At 67.0% G+C, this 15,189-nt stretch carries 15 protein-coding genes; 7 read left to right on the top strand and 8 right to left on the bottom strand.

From position 1 onward, the window contains the following. Window positions 1-2: 2 nt before the first annotated feature. The gene (locus D8S75_RS05520; RefSeq protein ID WP_119964949.1) at window positions 3-356 is read right to left on the bottom strand and encodes a PepSY domain-containing protein; all 354 of its coding nucleotides are present in this window, start codon (window positions 354-356) and stop codon (window positions 3-5) included. 325 nt (window positions 357-681) lie between these two features. On the opposite strand from D8S75_RS05520, the gene D8S75_RS05515 reads away from it, so the two are divergent. Further along, window positions 682-2,031 carry an MFS transporter gene (locus D8S75_RS05515; protein ID WP_119964948.1) on the top strand — a complete coding sequence of 450 codons (1,350 nt, stop codon included), beginning with the start codon at window positions 682-684 and terminating at the stop codon, window positions 2,029-2,031. Between the two features lie 88 nt (window positions 2,032-2,119). On the opposite strand, the gene D8S75_RS05510 is transcribed toward D8S75_RS05515, so the two are convergent. Further along, window positions 2,120-2,656: an HNH endonuclease gene (locus tag D8S75_RS05510; RefSeq protein WP_119964947.1), complete on the bottom strand. Its 537-nt coding sequence runs from the start codon at window positions 2,654-2,656 to the stop codon at window positions 2,120-2,122. Window positions 2,657-2,895: 239 nt separating this feature from the next. On the opposite strand from D8S75_RS05510, the gene D8S75_RS05505 reads away from it, so the two are divergent. Together D8S75_RS05505 and D8S75_RS05500 are read left to right on the top strand one after the other, a co-directional pair. Then, window positions 2,896-3,957, top strand: a complete 1,062-nt coding sequence (locus tag D8S75_RS05505) for a methionine ABC transporter ATP-binding protein (protein WP_119964946.1) — start codon at window positions 2,896-2,898, stop codon at window positions 3,955-3,957. 3 nt (window positions 3,958-3,960) lie between these two features. Next, window positions 3,961-4,626: a methionine ABC transporter permease gene (locus tag D8S75_RS05500; RefSeq protein ID WP_119964945.1), complete on the top strand. Its 666-nt coding sequence runs from the start codon at window positions 3,961-3,963 to the stop codon at window positions 4,624-4,626. A 161-nt stretch (window positions 4,627-4,787) separates the two neighbouring features. Here D8S75_RS05500 and D8S75_RS05495 read toward each other — a convergent pair whose 3' ends face one another. The 5 genes from D8S75_RS05495 to D8S75_RS05475 all read right to left on the bottom strand — a co-directional run bounded on the left by D8S75_RS05495 (window position 4,788) and on the right by D8S75_RS05475 (window position 9,854). After that, on the bottom strand, window positions 4,788-5,237 hold the full coding sequence (locus tag D8S75_RS05495; RefSeq protein ID WP_157982592.1) for a nitrate reductase cytochrome c-type subunit: 450 nt from the start codon (window positions 5,235-5,237) through the stop codon (window positions 4,788-4,790). 34 nt (window positions 5,238-5,271) lie between these two features. Further along, entirely contained in the window at window positions 5,272-6,171 is a 900-nt protein-coding gene (gene napH / locus D8S75_RS05490; protein WP_119964943.1) for a quinol dehydrogenase ferredoxin subunit NapH, read from the bottom strand. Then, entirely contained in the window at window positions 6,168-7,016 is an 849-nt protein-coding gene (gene napG, locus D8S75_RS05485; RefSeq protein ID WP_119964942.1) for a ferredoxin-type protein NapG, read from the bottom strand. The genes napH and napG overlap by 4 nt, the downstream gene beginning before the upstream one ends. A 61-nt stretch (window positions 7,017-7,077) precedes the next feature. After that, window positions 7,078-9,603, bottom strand: coding sequence for a nitrate reductase catalytic subunit NapA (napA, locus tag D8S75_RS05480; protein ID WP_119964941.1), 2,526 nt, complete (start codon window positions 9,601-9,603; stop codon window positions 7,078-7,080). Next, window positions 9,594-9,854 carry a chaperone NapD gene (locus tag D8S75_RS05475; RefSeq protein ID WP_157982591.1) on the bottom strand — a complete coding sequence of 87 codons (261 nt, stop codon included), beginning with the start codon at window positions 9,852-9,854 and terminating at the stop codon, window positions 9,594-9,596. Before D8S75_RS05475 ends, napA begins: the two co-directional genes overlap by 10 nt. Before the next feature lie 948 nt (window positions 9,855-10,802). Between D8S75_RS05475 and D8S75_RS05470 the strand changes: the two genes are divergently transcribed. Then, window positions 10,803-11,600, top strand: a complete 798-nt coding sequence (locus D8S75_RS05470) for a MetQ/NlpA family ABC transporter substrate-binding protein (protein WP_119964939.1) — start codon at window positions 10,803-10,805, stop codon at window positions 11,598-11,600. A gap of 207 nt (window positions 11,601-11,807) precedes the next feature. Then, window positions 11,808-12,452 carry a lipoyl protein ligase domain-containing protein gene (locus D8S75_RS05465; protein ID WP_232828918.1) on the top strand — a complete coding sequence of 215 codons (645 nt, stop codon included), beginning with the start codon at window positions 11,808-11,810 and terminating at the stop codon, window positions 12,450-12,452. A gap of 31 nt (window positions 12,453-12,483) precedes the next feature. On the opposite strand, the gene D8S75_RS05460 is transcribed toward D8S75_RS05465, so the two are convergent. Then, on the bottom strand, window positions 12,484-13,119 hold the full coding sequence (locus D8S75_RS05460) for an FMN-dependent NADH-azoreductase (RefSeq protein WP_119964937.1): 636 nt from the start codon (window positions 13,117-13,119) through the stop codon (window positions 12,484-12,486). Between the two features lie 132 nt (window positions 13,120-13,251). Between D8S75_RS05460 and D8S75_RS05455 the strand changes: the two genes are divergently transcribed. Both D8S75_RS05455 and D8S75_RS05450 read left to right on the top strand, forming a co-directional pair. After that, window positions 13,252-14,184: a LysR family transcriptional regulator gene (locus D8S75_RS05455; RefSeq protein ID WP_119964936.1), complete on the top strand. Its 933-nt coding sequence runs from the start codon at window positions 13,252-13,254 to the stop codon at window positions 14,182-14,184. Between the two features lie 122 nt (window positions 14,185-14,306). Further along, window positions 14,307-15,173, top strand: a complete 867-nt coding sequence (locus D8S75_RS05450; protein ID WP_232828916.1) for an HDOD domain-containing protein — start codon at window positions 14,307-14,309, stop codon at window positions 15,171-15,173. Window positions 15,174-15,189: the final 16 nt, after the last annotated feature.

The following is a 15,189-nucleotide window of genomic DNA, read 5'->3' as shown; positions in this document are numbered from 1 at the left end:
GGTCAGGGCTTCGGTGGGGCTTTTTCCTGCGCCGGGATGCGCGTGGCGCGGATTTCCTGGCCCGTGACCGGGTGCAGGTAGGCCTCGACCACGCCGCCCTGGGCGTCCACGGCATAGAACTCGTGGCAGTTGCCCTTGGAGACCTTGAATTTCACGGCCACGAAGCGCGAGGCGCCGAAGATCTCGCGCGCCCGGGCCTCGCTCATCCACTGTGAGCGCGGCGCGTCGGTGCAGACCACTTTCTCGGTGGGTGCGCTGGCGTGAACCGGTGCGCAGGTGCACAGGAGCCCCAGCAGGGCAGGCAGGGCCAGCGAAGCGGCGATGGACGGGCGACGGGAGCGGTGGGAGTGCGTCATGGCGGCCGACTCTAGAAGCCGCGCATTAACCAGGACTTAAGGATGCCCTGCACGAATCGCCACACCGTGTGCATCTGCGGTCTCGGGCCGTCCACCGCGTTGCTTATCCTCGCAAGAGCCACGGCTATTGCCGCGCTGCACGCCTTGCGTGTCAACCCTTGGCATACCCCGCCTGGGGGCTCCGCGCCAACGGCTGCGCGGCGGTGGCTGGCGCGCGACAATCCCGGCTCGCCTTCCGCCATTGCGCCGTGACCTTGCCGCGCTGCCCGGATGCGCTTTCTTTTCCATGCAAGACGGTCTTCCTCCCCGCGCGCGTCTGCGCGCCATGCTTGTCATCGTGATGGGCATCGCCATGTCGGTGCTCGACAGCACCATCGTCAACCTTGCGCTGCCCGGCATCGCGCGCGACCTGCAGGCCAGCGCGGCGCAGTCGGTGTGGGTGGTCAACGCCTACCAGGTGGCCACGCTGGGGCTGCTGCTGCCCTGTGCCATGCTGGGGGACCTGGTGGGTTATCGCCGGGTGTATCTCAGCGGGCTGGCGCTGTTCACCGGAGCGTCGCTGGGCTGCGTGCTGGCCGACTCGCTGCCGTCGCTGGCCTTCTGGCGCGCGGTGCAGGGGCTGGGCTCGGCCGGCATCATGGGCGTGAACGCGGCGCTGGTGCGGCGCATCTACCCGGCCCACCTGCTTGGGCGCGGCGTGGCGCTCAATTCGGTGGTGGTGGCCACGGCCTCGGTGGCCGGGCCCAGCGTGTCGGCGCTCATCCTCTCGCTGGGGCCCTGGCCCTGGCTGTTCGCGCTCAACCTGCCGCTGGGCCTGCTGGTGCTGGGCATGGGCTACGTGGCGCTGCCGCACAACGCCACGGCGCGGCCGCAGGGCGCGGGCCTGTCGTGGCCCGATGTGCTGATGAACGTGTTGATGTTCGGCCTGGTGTTCCTCGGCGCCGACATGCTGGGCACGCGCGCGGGCTCGGCGCCCACGCCCGCCGGGCTGGCCACGGCGCTGGCGCTGCTGGCGGCTGGCATCGCCGTGGGCGTGGTGTACCTGCGGCGCCAATGGGCGCTGCCGGTGCCGCTGTTCCCGGTGGACCTGCTGCGCATTCCGGTATTCCGCCTGTCGATGTGTACCTCGGTGGGCGCGTTCGCCGCGCAGATGCTGGCCTATGTGGGCCTGCCGTTTTTCCTGCTCGACGGGCTGGGCCGCTCGCCGGTGGAGGCGGGCCTGCTCATCACGGCCTGGCCGTTGGGCACGGTGGTGGCGGCGCCGCTGGCCGGGCGTCTCATCGGCCGCTACCCGGACGGCTTGCTGGGCGGCATCGGCCTGGGTCTGTTCGCGCTGGGCCTGGCGCTGCTGGCGCTGTTGCCCGCGCAGCCCACGGGGATGGATATCGTGTGGCGCATGGCGCTGTGCGGCATCGGTTTCGGGCTGTTCCAGTCGCCCAACAACCACACCATCGTGACCTCGGCGCCGGTGCACCGCTCGGGCGGGGCCAGCGGCATGCTGGGTACGGCACGGCTCACCGGGCAGACCACGGGCGCGGTGCTGCTGGCCATGATTTTCAGCGTGGTCAACGCGCACGACGGGCGCGGCCCGGTCATCGCGCTGGGGCTGGCGGCGCTTTTCGCTTGCGTGGCGGCGGGGTTCAGCCTGCGACGGCTGCGCCATGCGGCGCCCTGAGATATGTGATGAAAATGCCGTTTCAGCCCATGGATAAAGCGCTGTAAGCTATCAAATAGATAGCATTCGAGGCGGATGGGGTGCTGCCTCAACCCTGGCGGGGCGGCAGCAGATAGGCAGTGATCCGGCGGTCCTGCACCTCGATGTAGTGCTGGCCGCGCAGCCGGGCCAGCACGTCCTTGGCTTCCCGCGCGGCAAAGCCGTTCTGCTCCAGCAGGTCCGCCACCAGCGCGGCGAGCGCGTCCAGCGTGCGCGGGCGGGCGTTGCCGCGTTTCCGCAGTCCGGCCAGCACGGCCTGCAGGGGCGTGGCAGCGCAGGCCGGGGCGGCGGGTTGGGGCGCGGGTGGCGGCGCGGCGCTGGCCGTGGCGGGCGCCAGCCGGGCCGGGCACTGGAAGGCGCCTTTCTGCCGCAGGATGACGGCGAGCTTTTCCTTGAGCGACATGCGGCCGAACAGGGTGTTGAGCGCCTGGCAGCAGGCCACGAGGTTCTCGTCGTTGTCCTTGCCGCCATGGGTGGTGGCGACCAGGTGCTCGATGCTGGCCTGCTCGCGCGGCAGCGGCTGGCGGCAGAAAAAGCAGTCGCCGCCTTGCGCAAACAGCAGTCGGTCCAGTGGTTTGGTGCTCATGGTGCGCGATCCTGTGGGGCTTTCATTCTAGGAGCCACCGCTTGTCCAGTGGCTTGCCCGGGGCGCGGCCCGCGATCGTGGGGCCGCTGCGGCTTCCTTGCGGGCGCTTTATAACTACGTTGTCTTATTACTTAATTTTTTGATAGTTTGGTTTTACATGCTATTTCTGTAGAATCAGGCCATCGTTGTTGATACAGGCCGCAGCGCGCGACACATCGCGGGGCGGCCTTTTCCTTTCCATGATCGAAATCCGGGGACTGACCCAAACCTACCAGGGCCCGCAAGGCCCGGTCGAGGCCCTGCGCGGCATCGACCTGCACATCACGCCGGGCGAGGTGTTCGGCATCATTGGGCGCAGCGGCGCGGGCAAGAGCTCGCTGGTGCGCACCATCAACCTGCTCAATCGGCCCACGCGCGGCGAAGTCATCGTGAACGGCCGCGACCTCACCCGGCTGGGCGAGGCCGAGCTGCGCGCCGCGCGGCGCGACATCGGCATGGTGTTCCAGCATTTCAACCTGCTGTCCTCGCGCACCGTGTTCGACAACGTGGCGCTGCCGCTGGAGCTGGCGGGCATGCCGCGTGGCGAGATCGCCCAGCGCGTGAACCCGCTGCTCGAACTGGTGGGCCTGGCGCAGCTTGCCGGCCGGTATCCGGCGCAGATCAGCGGCGGGCAGAAGCAGCGCGTGGGCATCGCGCGGGCGCTGGCCAGCCGGCCCCAGGTGCTGCTGTCGGACGAGGCCACCTCGGCGCTGGACCCCGAGACCACGCGCTCCATCCTCGACCTGCTGCGCCAGGTGAACCGCGAGCTGGGCCTGACGGTGGTGCTCATCACGCACCAGATGCAGGTCATCAAGCAGATCGCCGACCGCGTGGCCGTGATCGACGCGGGCCGCATCGTGGAGCAGGGCCGCGTGCTCGACGTGTTCACGCGCCCCCGGCAGCCCATCACGCGCAGCCTCATCGAGGAGATCCTGCCGCAGGAACTGCCCGCCAGCGTGCTGGACCATGTGCGCAAGCTCGCGGCCCAGTTGCGGGGCGCGGGGCAGGGGGCCGAAGGGCAATTGCTGCGCCTGTCCTACGCGGGGGACAGCGCCTACCAGCCCATCCTGTCGCGGCTGATCCGGGGCTACGGGCTGGACATGAGCATCCTGCACGGCCAGGTGGACGAGATCCAGGACCAGACCTTCGGTTCGCTGGCGGTGTACGCCAGCGGCGAGGCCGCGCAATTGCGCGGCGCGATCGCGCGTTTGCGCGACGAGGGCGTGGAAGTGCAAGAAGTGGCCGTGGCGCTGGAGGATTGAGCGATGTTCGAGAATTTTTCCGAAATGATGCTGGAGCTGTTCGCCACCTCGCTGTGGGAAACCCTGGTGATGGTGGGCATCTCGGGCGTGGTGGGCGCGTTGCTGGGCGTGCCGCTGGGTGTGTTCCTGCGCCTGACGGACCAGGGCGGCGTGCTGGAGAACGGGCCGCTGAACAAGACCGTGGGCTGGCTGGTGAACGCGGTGCGCTCCACGCCCTTCATCATCCTGCTGGTGGCCATCATCCCGTTCACGCGCCTGATCACGGGCTCGTCCATCGGCACGGCGGCGGCCGTGGTGCCGCTCACGCTGGCGGCGGCGCCGTTCGTGGCGCGGCTGGTGGAGGCCGCGCTGCGCGAGGTGGACCACGGCCTGATCGAGGCCGCGCAGGCCATGGGCGCGAGCACGGCGCAGATCGTCTGGAAGGTGCTGCTGCCCGAGGCGCTGCCCGGCATCGTGGCGGGGCTGACCATCACCTTCGTGAGCCTCACGGGCTACTCGGCCATGGCCGGCGCCATCGGCGGCGGCGGCCTGGGCGACCTGGGCATCCGCTACGGCTACCAGCGTTTCCTGCCCGACATCATGCTGGCCGTGGTGGTGGTGCTGGTGTTCTTCGTGCAGGCCGTGCAAAGCCTGGGCGACTGGGCCGTGCGGCGCTTGAGCCACCGGTGATTGCTATCAATTAAATAGCTACTGGCGCATGTCCATCGGGCTTTGACGGCCAAAAATGCCTTGAAAAGAAAAAAACCGCACCCACAGGCAGAGGCTCTGCCCGAGGTGCGGAAAGCGGGGGTCATTCGGAGAAAACCGGGCCTGCGGTGCCCGGGCGTGGCTTACTTCGCGGCGGTGTTGCCCTTGAAGATGTTTTCCACCAGGGGCTTGGCGTCGATCTGCGGCACGTGGCAGGAGTTGCACTGCCAGCGCGCCTTGTTGATCTCCGGAGCATCGGGGTTAACGGGCTTGACGAGGTGGCTTTCCTTGACCTGCGGGATCTTCTGGCCGCGCACTTCCTTGTGGATGTGGCAGTCCAGGCAGACGTTGTCCTCGTTGGTGATGTCGTCGAAGCCCTCGACCTTGTGCGGAACGAGCGGGGGCTGTTCCTTGAAGGTGCGCTGGATCAGCGCATGGCCGCCGGGCTTGCTGCCCAGGTAGGGCTGGACTTCCGGGGCCTTGTCCACGGCCGACACTTCACTGCTGCGCATGGCGCTCACCGTCTGTGCGGTGCTCCAGCATGCGGCCACGGAAAGGAGGGCGGCCAGCGAGATTTTGAGGGTCGTCTTCATGATGGGGATCTCCACGTTTGAAAGGTGTTTGGAATCATTGCGGCGGCAGGGGGGCCGCGCCGGTTGGGTTGGCCTCGTTCGGCGCGAAGCGCGGAACGAAGGTGAATACGTCTTTGGAACAGACATCGATGCAGCGGCCGCAGTTGGTGCAGTTGCTGTCCAGGATCATGGGGCCCACGCCCTTGCTGGCGCCCTTGAGCGGCATGCGGATCACCTGCTGCTCGGGGCAGGCCACGAAGCAGTCGAGGCAGTTGTTGCAGGCCTCGCGCTTGGTGGCCGACACGCGCACCAGGCTCCAGCGCCCCAGCAGGCTGTAGAAGGCACCCACGGGGCAGAGGTGGCCGCACCAGCCGCGCTTCATGACGAACAGGTCGAACAAGAAGATGCCGCCAATGACCAGCCAGCCCGCGCCCATGCCGAAGATCAGGCCGCGCGGCAGCAGCGACACCGGGTTGACCAGCTCCCAGACGATGCCGCCGGTGGTGGCCGCCAGCACGAGGATGAGGGCCAGGATCCAGTAGCGCGTCTGGCGCGGCATGTCGCCGCCACCGCGGATGTCGAGCTTGCGGCGCAGCGCGCTGGCGGTGTCGGTGACGATGTTCACCGGGCACACCCAGGCGCAGTAGACGCGGCCGCCCACCAGCAGGTAGAACGCCAGCACGATGCACACGCCGATGACGGCGTTGCGTTCGGGCACATGGCGCGTCAGCAGCGACTGCAGCATCACCAGCGGGTCGGCCAGCGGTAGCGTGCCCAGCGTCAGGCTGTAGTTGAGGTTGCCCTTGACGATCCACCAGCCGAACCACGGCCCCACGAGGAACAGCGCGAGCACGGTCAGCTGCACCAGGCGGCGCAGCACCAGCCAGCGGTGCGCGCCCCACCAGCCCTTGGCCTCGATGGCCTCGCGGGCGAAGGCATTGTCGGCGGGCTTCATCGCGGCGCTCCATCGGGGAGTTTGCCCTCGGGGCCGAAGGGGCTGGGGAGCCCCTGGCTGCTGCCCGGATCGAAGTGGCCGGGCAGGGTCGTGCCTTCGGGCATGCGGTCGGGCAGGTCGATCAGGCCCTTGTCCTCCACCAGCGACTTGCCGGCCTTGCGCTTTTCCTCCCAGCCCACGCGGTAGTGCGCGCCCAGTTCACCCTTGGCCTGCGCGATGGGGTAGACCTTGATGGCCGCCACCTCCAGCACGCAGGACGCCTCGCACTTGCCGCAGCCGGTGCAGTGGTCGGAGTGCACCGTGGGCAGGAACATGGTGTGCTTGGCCGTGCGCTCGTTGTGCTGCACTTCGAGCGTGATGGCCTTGTCGATCACCGGGCAGACGCGGTAGCACACGTCGCAGCGCAGGCCGAGGAAGTTCAGGCAGGTTTCATGGTCCACCAGCACCGCCAGGCCCATCTTGGCCTGGGTGATGTCGGTGAGGCCATGGTCCAGCGCGCCCGTCGGGCAGGCCTTGACGCAAGGGATGTCCTCGCACATCTCGCAGGGCTTGGTGCGCGCCACGAAGAAGGGCGTTCCCAGGGCCACCTGCTGGGCCGGCGTGGCCAGCTGCAGGATGTCGTAGGGGCAATCGCGCACGCACAGGCCGCAGCGGATGCAGGCGGACTGGAAGTCCGTCTCATTGCCCGCGCCCGGTGGGCGGATGGCGCCCGCCGGCAAGGCCTTGGCCTGCTTGTTGACCAGCCCCAGCCCCAGGCCGAGTACCCCCATGCCGCAAGCCATCTTCGTGGTGTCGAGGATGAACTGCCGGCGCGCGGAGTCTTTGACGGGGGTGGGTGCGGTCATGGCGGAAATGGAAGGGCGGTTAGGGCGGCGCGGGCGCGTGTCTCCATGCGCCCGGGGTGGGTCAGGCCTTCACCACCTTGCAAGCGCACTTCTTGAAGTCGGTCTCTTTCGAGATCGGGCAGGTGGCGTCCAGCGTGAGCTTGTTCACCAGGCGGTGCTCGTCGAAGAAGGGCATGAACACCAGGCCCAGCGGTGGCTTGTTGCGGCCCCGGGTTTCCACCTTGGTGCTGACCTCGCCACGGCGCGTCATCACCTTGACGGTGTCGCCGCGCTGCAGGCCGCGCTTCTTGGCGTCCTCGGGGTGCATGTAGAGCCAGGCGTCGGGCATGGCGCGGTACAGCTCGGGCACGCGGCGCGTCATCGAGCCGGTGTGCCAGTGCTCCAGCACGCGGCCGCTGGAGAGCCAGAGGTCGTACTCGGCGTCGGGTGCCTCGGCGGCGGGTGCGTAGGGCAGGGCGAAGATCCAGGCCTTGCCGTCGGGCTTGCCGTAGAACTTGACCACTTCACCCTTTTTCACATAGGGGTCGTAGCCCTCGCGGAAGCGCCACAGCGTTTCCTTGTTGTCCACCACGGGCCAGCGCAGGCCGCGCGCCTTGTGGTACACGTCGAACGCCGCCAGGTCGTGCGCATGACCGCGGCCGAACTCGGCGTACTCCTCGAACAGGCCTTTCTGCAGGTAGAAGCCCAGTTCCTTGGATTCGTCGTTGTCGAAGCCCTTCTGCAGGTCGGCGAGCGGGAACTTGTTCACTTGGCCGTTGGCGTACAGCACGTCGTACAGGGTCTTGCCCTTGTACTCGGGGTTCTTGTCCAGCAGCTCGGCGGGCCACACTTCCTCGACCTTGAAGCGCTTGGAGAACTGGATGTACTGCCACAGGTCGGACTTGGCCTGGCCCGGGGCGCGCACCTGCTGGCGCCAGAACTGCGTGCGGCGCTCGGCGTTGCCGAAGGCACCTTCCTTCTCCACCCACATGGCCGAGGGCAGGATCAGGTCGGCCGCCATGGCGGACACCGTGGGATAGCAGTCGGACACCACGATGAAGTTGGCCGGGTTGCGGAAGCCGGGCCAGATTTCGCCGTTGATGTTCGGCCCGGCCTGCATGTTGTTGGTGGTCGTGGTCCAGTAGAAGTTGAGCTTGCCGTCCTTGAGCGCGCGGCTCTGGGCCACGGCGTGCAGGCCCACCCAGTCGGGGATGGTGCCGGCGGGCAGCTTCCACAGCTTCTCGGAGATTTCGCGGTGCTTGGGGTTGGTCACCACCATGTCGGCGGGCAGGCGGTGGGCGAAGGTGCCCACTTCGCGCGCCGTGCCGCAGGCCGAGGGCTGGCCCGTGAGCGAGAACGGGCTGTTGCCGGGCTCGGAGATCTTGCCCACCAGCAGGTGGACGTTGTAGATCATGTTGTTGACCCAGGTGCCGCGCGTGTGCTGGTTGAAGCCCATGGTCCAGAAGGACGTGACCTTGGTCTTGGGGTCGGCGTAGGTCTTGGCCAGCGCTTCGAGCTTGTCCTTGGGCACGCCGGAGAGCTCGTGTGCCTTGTCCAGCGTGTATTCCGAGACGAACTGCTTGAATTCCTCGAAGCTGATGGACGTCGATGCATCGGGCGCGCCCTTGGGCTTGCCGTCCGGGCCGGGGTAGCCGTTGTTGCCGGCGGCCTGCTCCAGCGGATGGGTGGGGCGCAGGCCGTAGCCGATGTCGGTCACGCCCTTGCGGAAGTTCACGTGCTTCTTGACGAAGTCCTCGTTCACCGCGCCGCTCTGGATGATGTAGTTGCAGATGTAGTTGAGGATCGCCAGGTCCGACTGCGGCTTGAAGATCAGTTCGCTGTCGGCCAGCTCGCACGAGCGGTGCGTGAAGGTGGACAGCACATGCAGCTTGACGTGCTTGGCCGTCAGGCGGCGGTCGGTCACGCGCGACCACAGGATGGGGTGCATCTCGGCCATGTTCGAGCCCCACAGCACGAAGGCGTCGGCGTGCTCGCAGTCGTCATAGCAGCCCATGGGCTCGTCGATGCCGAAGGTGCGCATGAAGCCGGCCACGGCCGAGGCCATGCAATGGCGCGCGTTGGGGTCGATGTTGTTGGAGCGGAAACCGGCCTTCCACAGCTTGGAGGCCGCATAGCCTTCCCAGATGGTCCATTGACCGGAACCGAACATGCCGATGTTGCGCGGGCCGCCGGCCTTCAGCGCCGCCTTGCACTTCTCCTCCATGATGTCGAAGGCCTTGTCCCAGGAGATGTGGGCGAACTCGCCGTTCTTGTCGAACTTGCCGTCCTTCATGCGCAGCAGCGGCTGCGTGAGGCGGTCCTTGCCGTACATGATCTTGGACAGGAAGTAACCCTTGATGCAGTTCAAGCCCTTGTTCACCGGGGCGTCCGGGTCGCCCTGGGTGGCGACCACGCGGCCGTCCTTGACGCCGATGAGCACGCCGCAGCCGGTGCCGCAGAAGCGGCAGGCGCCCTTGTCCCAGCGGACGTCGTCGCCGGAACCGGCGGTTTGTGCCAGCGCCTGCGCGCCGGGAACGCTGATGCCAATGGCCGTGGCAGCAGCGGTGACAGCATGGGCCTTGATAAGGTCACGACGGGTTACTTGCATTTCACTAACTCCTGATCAGGGTGGGATTCGGTTTGCTGAAAGATCATGGCGACGTTCAGGACGTCGTCCATCCGGCCTAGGGCCTCGTAGACGTCGATGGCGGCGCGGTCGTTTTCCGCCTCGATGGTGACGACGATCTTTCCGTCCTCGGAGGCGGCGTGGACCTCGACACCCGGCACTTGGGGGAGCTGTTCGCGCAGAACCTGGTCGGAACCCGGTCTTGCATAAACAATGGCGCTGGAGATATTCAAGACACTGCTTTCAATAGAAACCCGCAAGGGTTTTGATAATGGCCTTCTGCACCGACAAAATGGTGGCCAAGCAATATCTGACACATGCATGCGGCATGCATGACCGGTAAAACCTGGCTTGGTAAAAACCAAGAAAAATAGTCGGAGATTCCGGCGCGTGGGATTTACATATTTATTTTTGTTTGTAACTCATTGCCTGGGCATGGTGAACCTGAATCGCGTTTGCATGTTTGACGGGGATCAATGACCTGCTTCAAATGTGGTTTTGCCATGCAACTTTGGCGCGGCGCGGGAACACGGTGGCCTGGCCGCATGCTGCGTTGCCGCAAGTGGCCACGGTTTTTGGGGTTGCGCTGCAGCATACCGAGTGCTGGCGCTGCTTTCGGGCTGCTGACGGTGGGTGGTTTGGCGTCGTGATCGCTGGCTGGAAGGGCGGTTGGCGCGGGCCGGGGTTGGGTGCACGGAGGTGGTTTCATGGCCCGTGCGAGGCTGTTCACAATGGCGTTTTTTGCCATGTCGCATAGGCGACAGCAAAGGCGCGTGACTTGGTGTAGCTCTGAATCTGTATCAAAACCAGGGCGTTCCACCGTCTGTGGCGCATATTCGGAGCGCCTGCCGCCGGTCGATTCTACCTTTTTTTGCGGCAGAAAAACCCGTTATGTAAACTCGTGTATGTCCGATGGATTTTCTTGGGATTTTGCCTCGTTCCACGGAACCGCGAGCCGATTATCTGAGGCCCTCTGCGTGCCTGGCGATTGATTATTCAGCGGCGTCCTGAATATCGATGCGACGGGCCAGGCGATGGACGGCCATGGCGAGGATGGCAGGACTTGGGCCGTGCCATGTAGTCTATATTTCTAATTTGAATTAAAAAACAAATATTTATTATTTTGAGTTTTATGGTGTAAACTCTAGGATGCGAGCCATCTCTTACGAAAGGTATTGCCCATGAACAAGCGCTCCCTGCTCCAAACCACCCTCGCGCTGGCCCTGGCCGCTGGCTTTTCCGCTGGCGTTCTGGCGTCGGAGAAGGCGCTCAAGATCGGCGTGACGGCCGGCCCGCACGCCCAGATCTTCGAGCAGGTGAAGAAGGTTGCCGAGAAGGACGGCCTGAAGATCCAGGTGGTGGAGTTCAGTGACTATGTGCAGCCCAATGCCGCGCTGGCCGCCGGCGACCTGGACGCCAATGCCTACCAGCACAAGCCCTACCTCGACGCGCAGGTGAAGGACCGGGGCTACAAGATCGTGCCCGTGGGTTACACCGTCAACTTCCCCATCGGCCTGTATTCCAAGAAGGTCAAGAAGCTCGAAGACCTGAAGGAAGGCGCCAAGTTCGGCATCCCCAACGACCCCACCAATGGCGGCCGCGTGCTGCTGGTGCTGCAGGACAAGGGCCTGATCAAGCTCAAGGAGGGCGCGGGCCTCAAGGCCACGCCGCTGGACGTGGTGGGCAACCCCAAGAAGCTCAAGTTCGTGGAGCTGGACGCGGCGCAGCTGGCGCGCTCGCTGGACGACCTGGACGCCGCTGCCGTCAACACCAACTTCGCGCTCTCGGCCGGCCTGAACCCCAAGACCGACGCCATCGCCCAGGAAAGCGCCAAGAGCCCCTATGTCAACCTGATCGCCGTGCGCGAGGCCGACAAGAGCCAGGCCTGGGTGGGCAAGCTCGTCAAGGCCTACCAGTCGGAAGAGATCCGCAAGTTCATCGAGACCCAGTTCAAGGGCGCCGTGCTGCCTGGGTTCTAATAAAAATGGCGTCTGGCGCCCGCCGGTAGAGCGCTGGTAGCTATCCAATCAATAGCATTCATCGGCGCCCGCGGGCGCCGATTTGACTTTCGGGAGCACCGGGCCGATAGTTCCGCCGCGCCCCCAGCCCCGGGAGCGTATGCCCTGCCAAACTCGGAGATTCTCATCGACACCGCCCCGCAAGAGCAGGCCTGGAACAGCCTCCAGATGGCCGAGCCCGTCGCTGCCCCGCGCTTTCGCGTCTGGACCTACCGCGACCCCGCCATCGTGCTGGGCTGCTCGCAGCGCGCTCGCCAGGCCGAGGCCGCCGCGCGGCTGCCGCCGGGCATGGAGCTCATGCTGCGGCCCTCGGGCGGCGGCGCGGTGCTGACCGGGCCGTGGATGGTGAGCGCTTCGGTGGTGCTGCCGCTGGCGCATCCCTGGGTGAAAGGGCGCCTGCCCGACAGCTACCGCGACCTGGGGCAATTGCATGTGGACGTGTTGGCCGGCCTGGGCGTCAGCGCGCGGGCGCTGCCCGAGGCCGAGGTGCCCGAGGCCAACGCGCGGCTCGGCCCCGTGGTGGACTGGGCCTGTTACGGCAGCCTGGCGCCGTGGGAGGTGGTCGATGCCGCCGGACGCAAGCTGGTGGGCCTGGCGCAGCGGCGCCAGCGCACCGGCGTGCTGCTGGTGGCCGGCACGCTGGTGGCACGGCCCGACTGGGCGCTGCTGTGTGGCGCCCTGGGCCACCCCGAGGATGTGGACGGCATGCTGCGCCGCACGGTATCGTGCGACGCGCTGACGGACGAGCCGCCGGAAGCCGCGCTGTTGGCGCGGCGTCTGCACGCGGCGCTGGAGCGCGCGCTGGCCGCATGAGCGGCGGCCGGGCGCGCGCCCGGCCCGGGCATCAGGCGGCTTGCTGCGCCTGGGCCTGGTTCGCGGCCTGGCCGATGTGGATCTGCGCCGTGCTCAGGGCGCTGGCCTTGGCGGCCTCGCCCATGCCCACGCCCTCGGCGCGCACGAAGCGCACGTCGGTCACGCCGAAGAAGCCCAGCACCGTTTGCAGGTAGCTCTCCTGGTGCTCCATGGCGCGGCCGCCCTCGCTGGTGGAATACACGCCGCCGCGGCTCGACACCACGATCACCGTCTTGCCCTTGGCCAGGCCTTCGGGGCCGTTGGCGGTGTAGCGGAAGGTGCGGCCGGGCTGGGCGATGCGGTCGATCCAGGCCTTGAGCTGCGTGGGGATGCTGAAGTTGTAGAACGGCGCGCCGATGACGATCACGTCCGAGGCCAGGAACTGGCTCACGAGCTGCTCGGACACGGCGTTCTCGCGCTGCTGCGCATCGCTCAAGCCTTCGGTCTGGCCGGTGCGCGGTGCCATGGCGTCCATGGTGAAGTGGGCCGGCGCGTTGGCCACGAGGTCCAGGTAATCCACCTGCGTGCCGGGGTGGGCTGCGGTCCAGGCTGCGACCACCTGGGCGGTGAGCTGGCGGGAAACCGAGTTGGAACCGGTGATGGCGGAATCGATGTGAAGCAGTTGCATGGTGATCTCCTGGGATGGGGCCACGGTGTGTGGCGATGGATAGATTGTGGAGATGGCGCTAGTTTTTGATAAGCTGGGAAAAATGCGATAGATTGTTCTGTGGATGGGACAATCAAGCGCCAAGGAGCCGCCATGCAGGACCTCAATGACATGCTGTACTTCGCCGAGGTGGTGGAGCGGGGAGGGTTCGCCGCCGCTGGCCGGGCCCTGGGCATCCCCAAGTCGCGCCTGTCGCGCCGCGTGTCGGAGCTGGAGGCGCACCTGGGCGTGCGGCTGTTGCAGCGCACCACGCGCAAGCTCTCGCTGACCGACGTGGGCGAGGCGTATTTGCGCCACTGCCAGGCGGTGCGCGAGTCGGCGCTGGCCGCGCAGGACACCGTGGCCCAGGTGCAGACCGAGCCGCGCGGCACCATCCGTGTGAGCTGCCCGGTGACGCTGGCGCAGACGGTGCTGGCCGAGATGATGCCGGGCTTCCTGGCGCGCCATCCGCTGGTGCGGGTGGAACTGCAGGTGAGCAACCGCGCGGTGAACCTGGTGGACGAGGGCCTGGACGTGGCGCTGCGCGTGCGGCCTTCGGTGGACGATAGCGGCAGCATGGTCGTCAAGCGCCTGGATGTGGCGCGGCAGGTGCTGGTGGCCAGCCCCGAGCTGTTGATCCGCCAGGGCACGCCCGCCACGCTGGCCGACCTGGCGCGCATGGACTCCATCGCCATGTCGGCGCCCGACGGCAAGGCCGTCTGGCACCTCATCGGCCCCAACGGCGCGCAGCAGATGGTGCAGCACACGCCGCGCTACGTGGCCGACGACCTGCTCACGCTCAAGTTCGCGGCGCTGGCGGGCACCGGCATCTGCTGGCTGCCCGACTACATGTGCCACGAGGAGATCCGCGAGCGCCGCCTGGTGCGCGTGCTGCCCGAATGGGCGCCCACCCCGGGCATCGTGCACGCCGTGTTCCCCTCGCGCCGGGGGCTGTCGCCCGCGGTGCGGCATTTCCTGGATTTCCTCGGCGAGGCCATGCCCGGGCGCAGCAGCCTGGCCACGCGCGCCTCCCTGTCACCAGGCTGAAGAGGGGCCGCCAGTTTGTGGGGTTACCCGTCCGGTGCCTGGGTTTTGCCGCCACAATGCAACCAATTGCAACAAATCGGGCGCGGCGGCGGTTGCGCCCATGGCATTGCCGGGGACGCGCCGTGACCACCCATCCGATCGACCAAGACATCCAGAAGGCCCGCCTGCTTCCCGCCGTGCGCGCCATCGTGATCCCACCGTGCCCCGAGTCGCTGGTGCGGCTGCAGGCCATCGTGGCCGCCCCCGAGCTGGACCCGGCGGCCATCGACCAGCTCGCCGCGTCCGACGTGGCCATGGCGGCGGCGCTGATCCGCCAGGCCAACAGCCCGCTGTACGCGCTGACCCAGCCGGTGCAGACCGTGGGCATGGCGCTCACCGTGCTGGGGCTGCGCCCGGCGGTGGAACTGCTTTCGGCCTTCATCACACGCCATGCGCTGCAGGTGCGCTCGCCGTTGCTGGAGCATTTCTGGGAGAGTTCGCAGCGCCGCGCCATCGCCTGCGAGCACATCGGCCGCCAGCTCTACAGCTTCGATCCCGGCCTGGGCTACAGCTTCGGCCTGTTCTGCCATGTCGGCATGCCGGTGCTGGTGAAGGCCGTGCGAGGCTATGCCAGCACCGTCACCGAGGCCCTGGCGCGCCAGGACCGCACCTTCACCCAGACCGAGAACGCCAACCACCGCACCGACCATGCCGTCGTGGGCGCCATCGTGGCGCGCACCTGGCACCTGACGGGCGATGTGGCGCAGGCCATCTGGCTGCACCACGATTTCAGTTGCCTGAACGACACGCGATTCAGCCCCACCGTGCGCCACCTCGTGGCACTGGGCCTGCTGGCCGAATACCTGGTGCACCACCACGAGGGCCTGGAGCCTTCGCGCGAATGGCGCCAGCATGGCGAGGCCTGCATGGCCTCGCTCGCTGTCTCGCACGATGAACTGAACCACTGGGTGGACGAGCTGTACCCGGCGTTCGAGGCCGTGCGCTTCTGAGCGCTTCGCGGCGCTG

Origin of the sequence: Simplicispira lacusdiani (genome assembly GCF_003604195.1) — a bacterium.
GTDB classification, from domain to species: domain Bacteria; phylum Pseudomonadota; class Gammaproteobacteria; order Burkholderiales; family Burkholderiaceae_C; genus Simplicispira; species Simplicispira lacusdiani.
Note: the sequence above shows the minus strand (reverse complement) of the source record. Positions and strands in the feature narration are given on the sequence as shown.

Coding starts and splice junctions, on each gene's coding strand:
- D8S75_RS05520 (WP_119964949.1), bottom strand. CDS start 356: ATGACGCACTCCCACCGCTCCCGTCGCCCGTCCATCGCCGCTTCGCTG.
- D8S75_RS05515 (WP_119964948.1), top strand. CDS start 682: ATGCTTGTCATCGTGATGGGCATCGCCATGTCGGTGCTCGACAGCACC.
- D8S75_RS05510 (WP_119964947.1), bottom strand. CDS start 2,656: ATGAGCACCAAACCACTGGACCGACTGCTGTTTGCGCAAGGCGGCGAC.
- D8S75_RS05505 (WP_119964946.1), top strand. CDS start 2,896: ATGATCGAAATCCGGGGACTGACCCAAACCTACCAGGGCCCGCAAGGC.
- D8S75_RS05500 (WP_119964945.1), top strand. CDS start 3,961: ATGTTCGAGAATTTTTCCGAAATGATGCTGGAGCTGTTCGCCACCTCG.
- D8S75_RS05495 (WP_157982592.1), bottom strand. CDS start 5,237: ATGAAGACGACCCTCAAAATCTCGCTGGCCGCCCTCCTTTCCGTGGCC.
- napH (WP_119964943.1), bottom strand. CDS start 6,171: ATGAAGCCCGCCGACAATGCCTTCGCCCGCGAGGCCATCGAGGCCAAG.
- napG (WP_119964942.1), bottom strand. CDS start 7,016: ATGACCGCACCCACCCCCGTCAAAGACTCCGCGCGCCGGCAGTTCATC.
- napA (WP_119964941.1), bottom strand. CDS start 9,603: ATGCAAGTAACCCGTCGTGACCTTATCAAGGCCCATGCTGTCACCGCT.
- D8S75_RS05470 (WP_119964939.1), top strand. CDS start 10,803: ATGAACAAGCGCTCCCTGCTCCAAACCACCCTCGCGCTGGCCCTGGCC.
- D8S75_RS05465 (WP_232828918.1), top strand. CDS start 11,808: ATGGCCGAGCCCGTCGCTGCCCCGCGCTTTCGCGTCTGGACCTACCGC.
- D8S75_RS05460 (WP_119964937.1), bottom strand. CDS start 13,119: ATGCAACTGCTTCACATCGATTCCGCCATCACCGGTTCCAACTCGGTT.
- D8S75_RS05455 (WP_119964936.1), top strand. CDS start 13,252: ATGCAGGACCTCAATGACATGCTGTACTTCGCCGAGGTGGTGGAGCGG.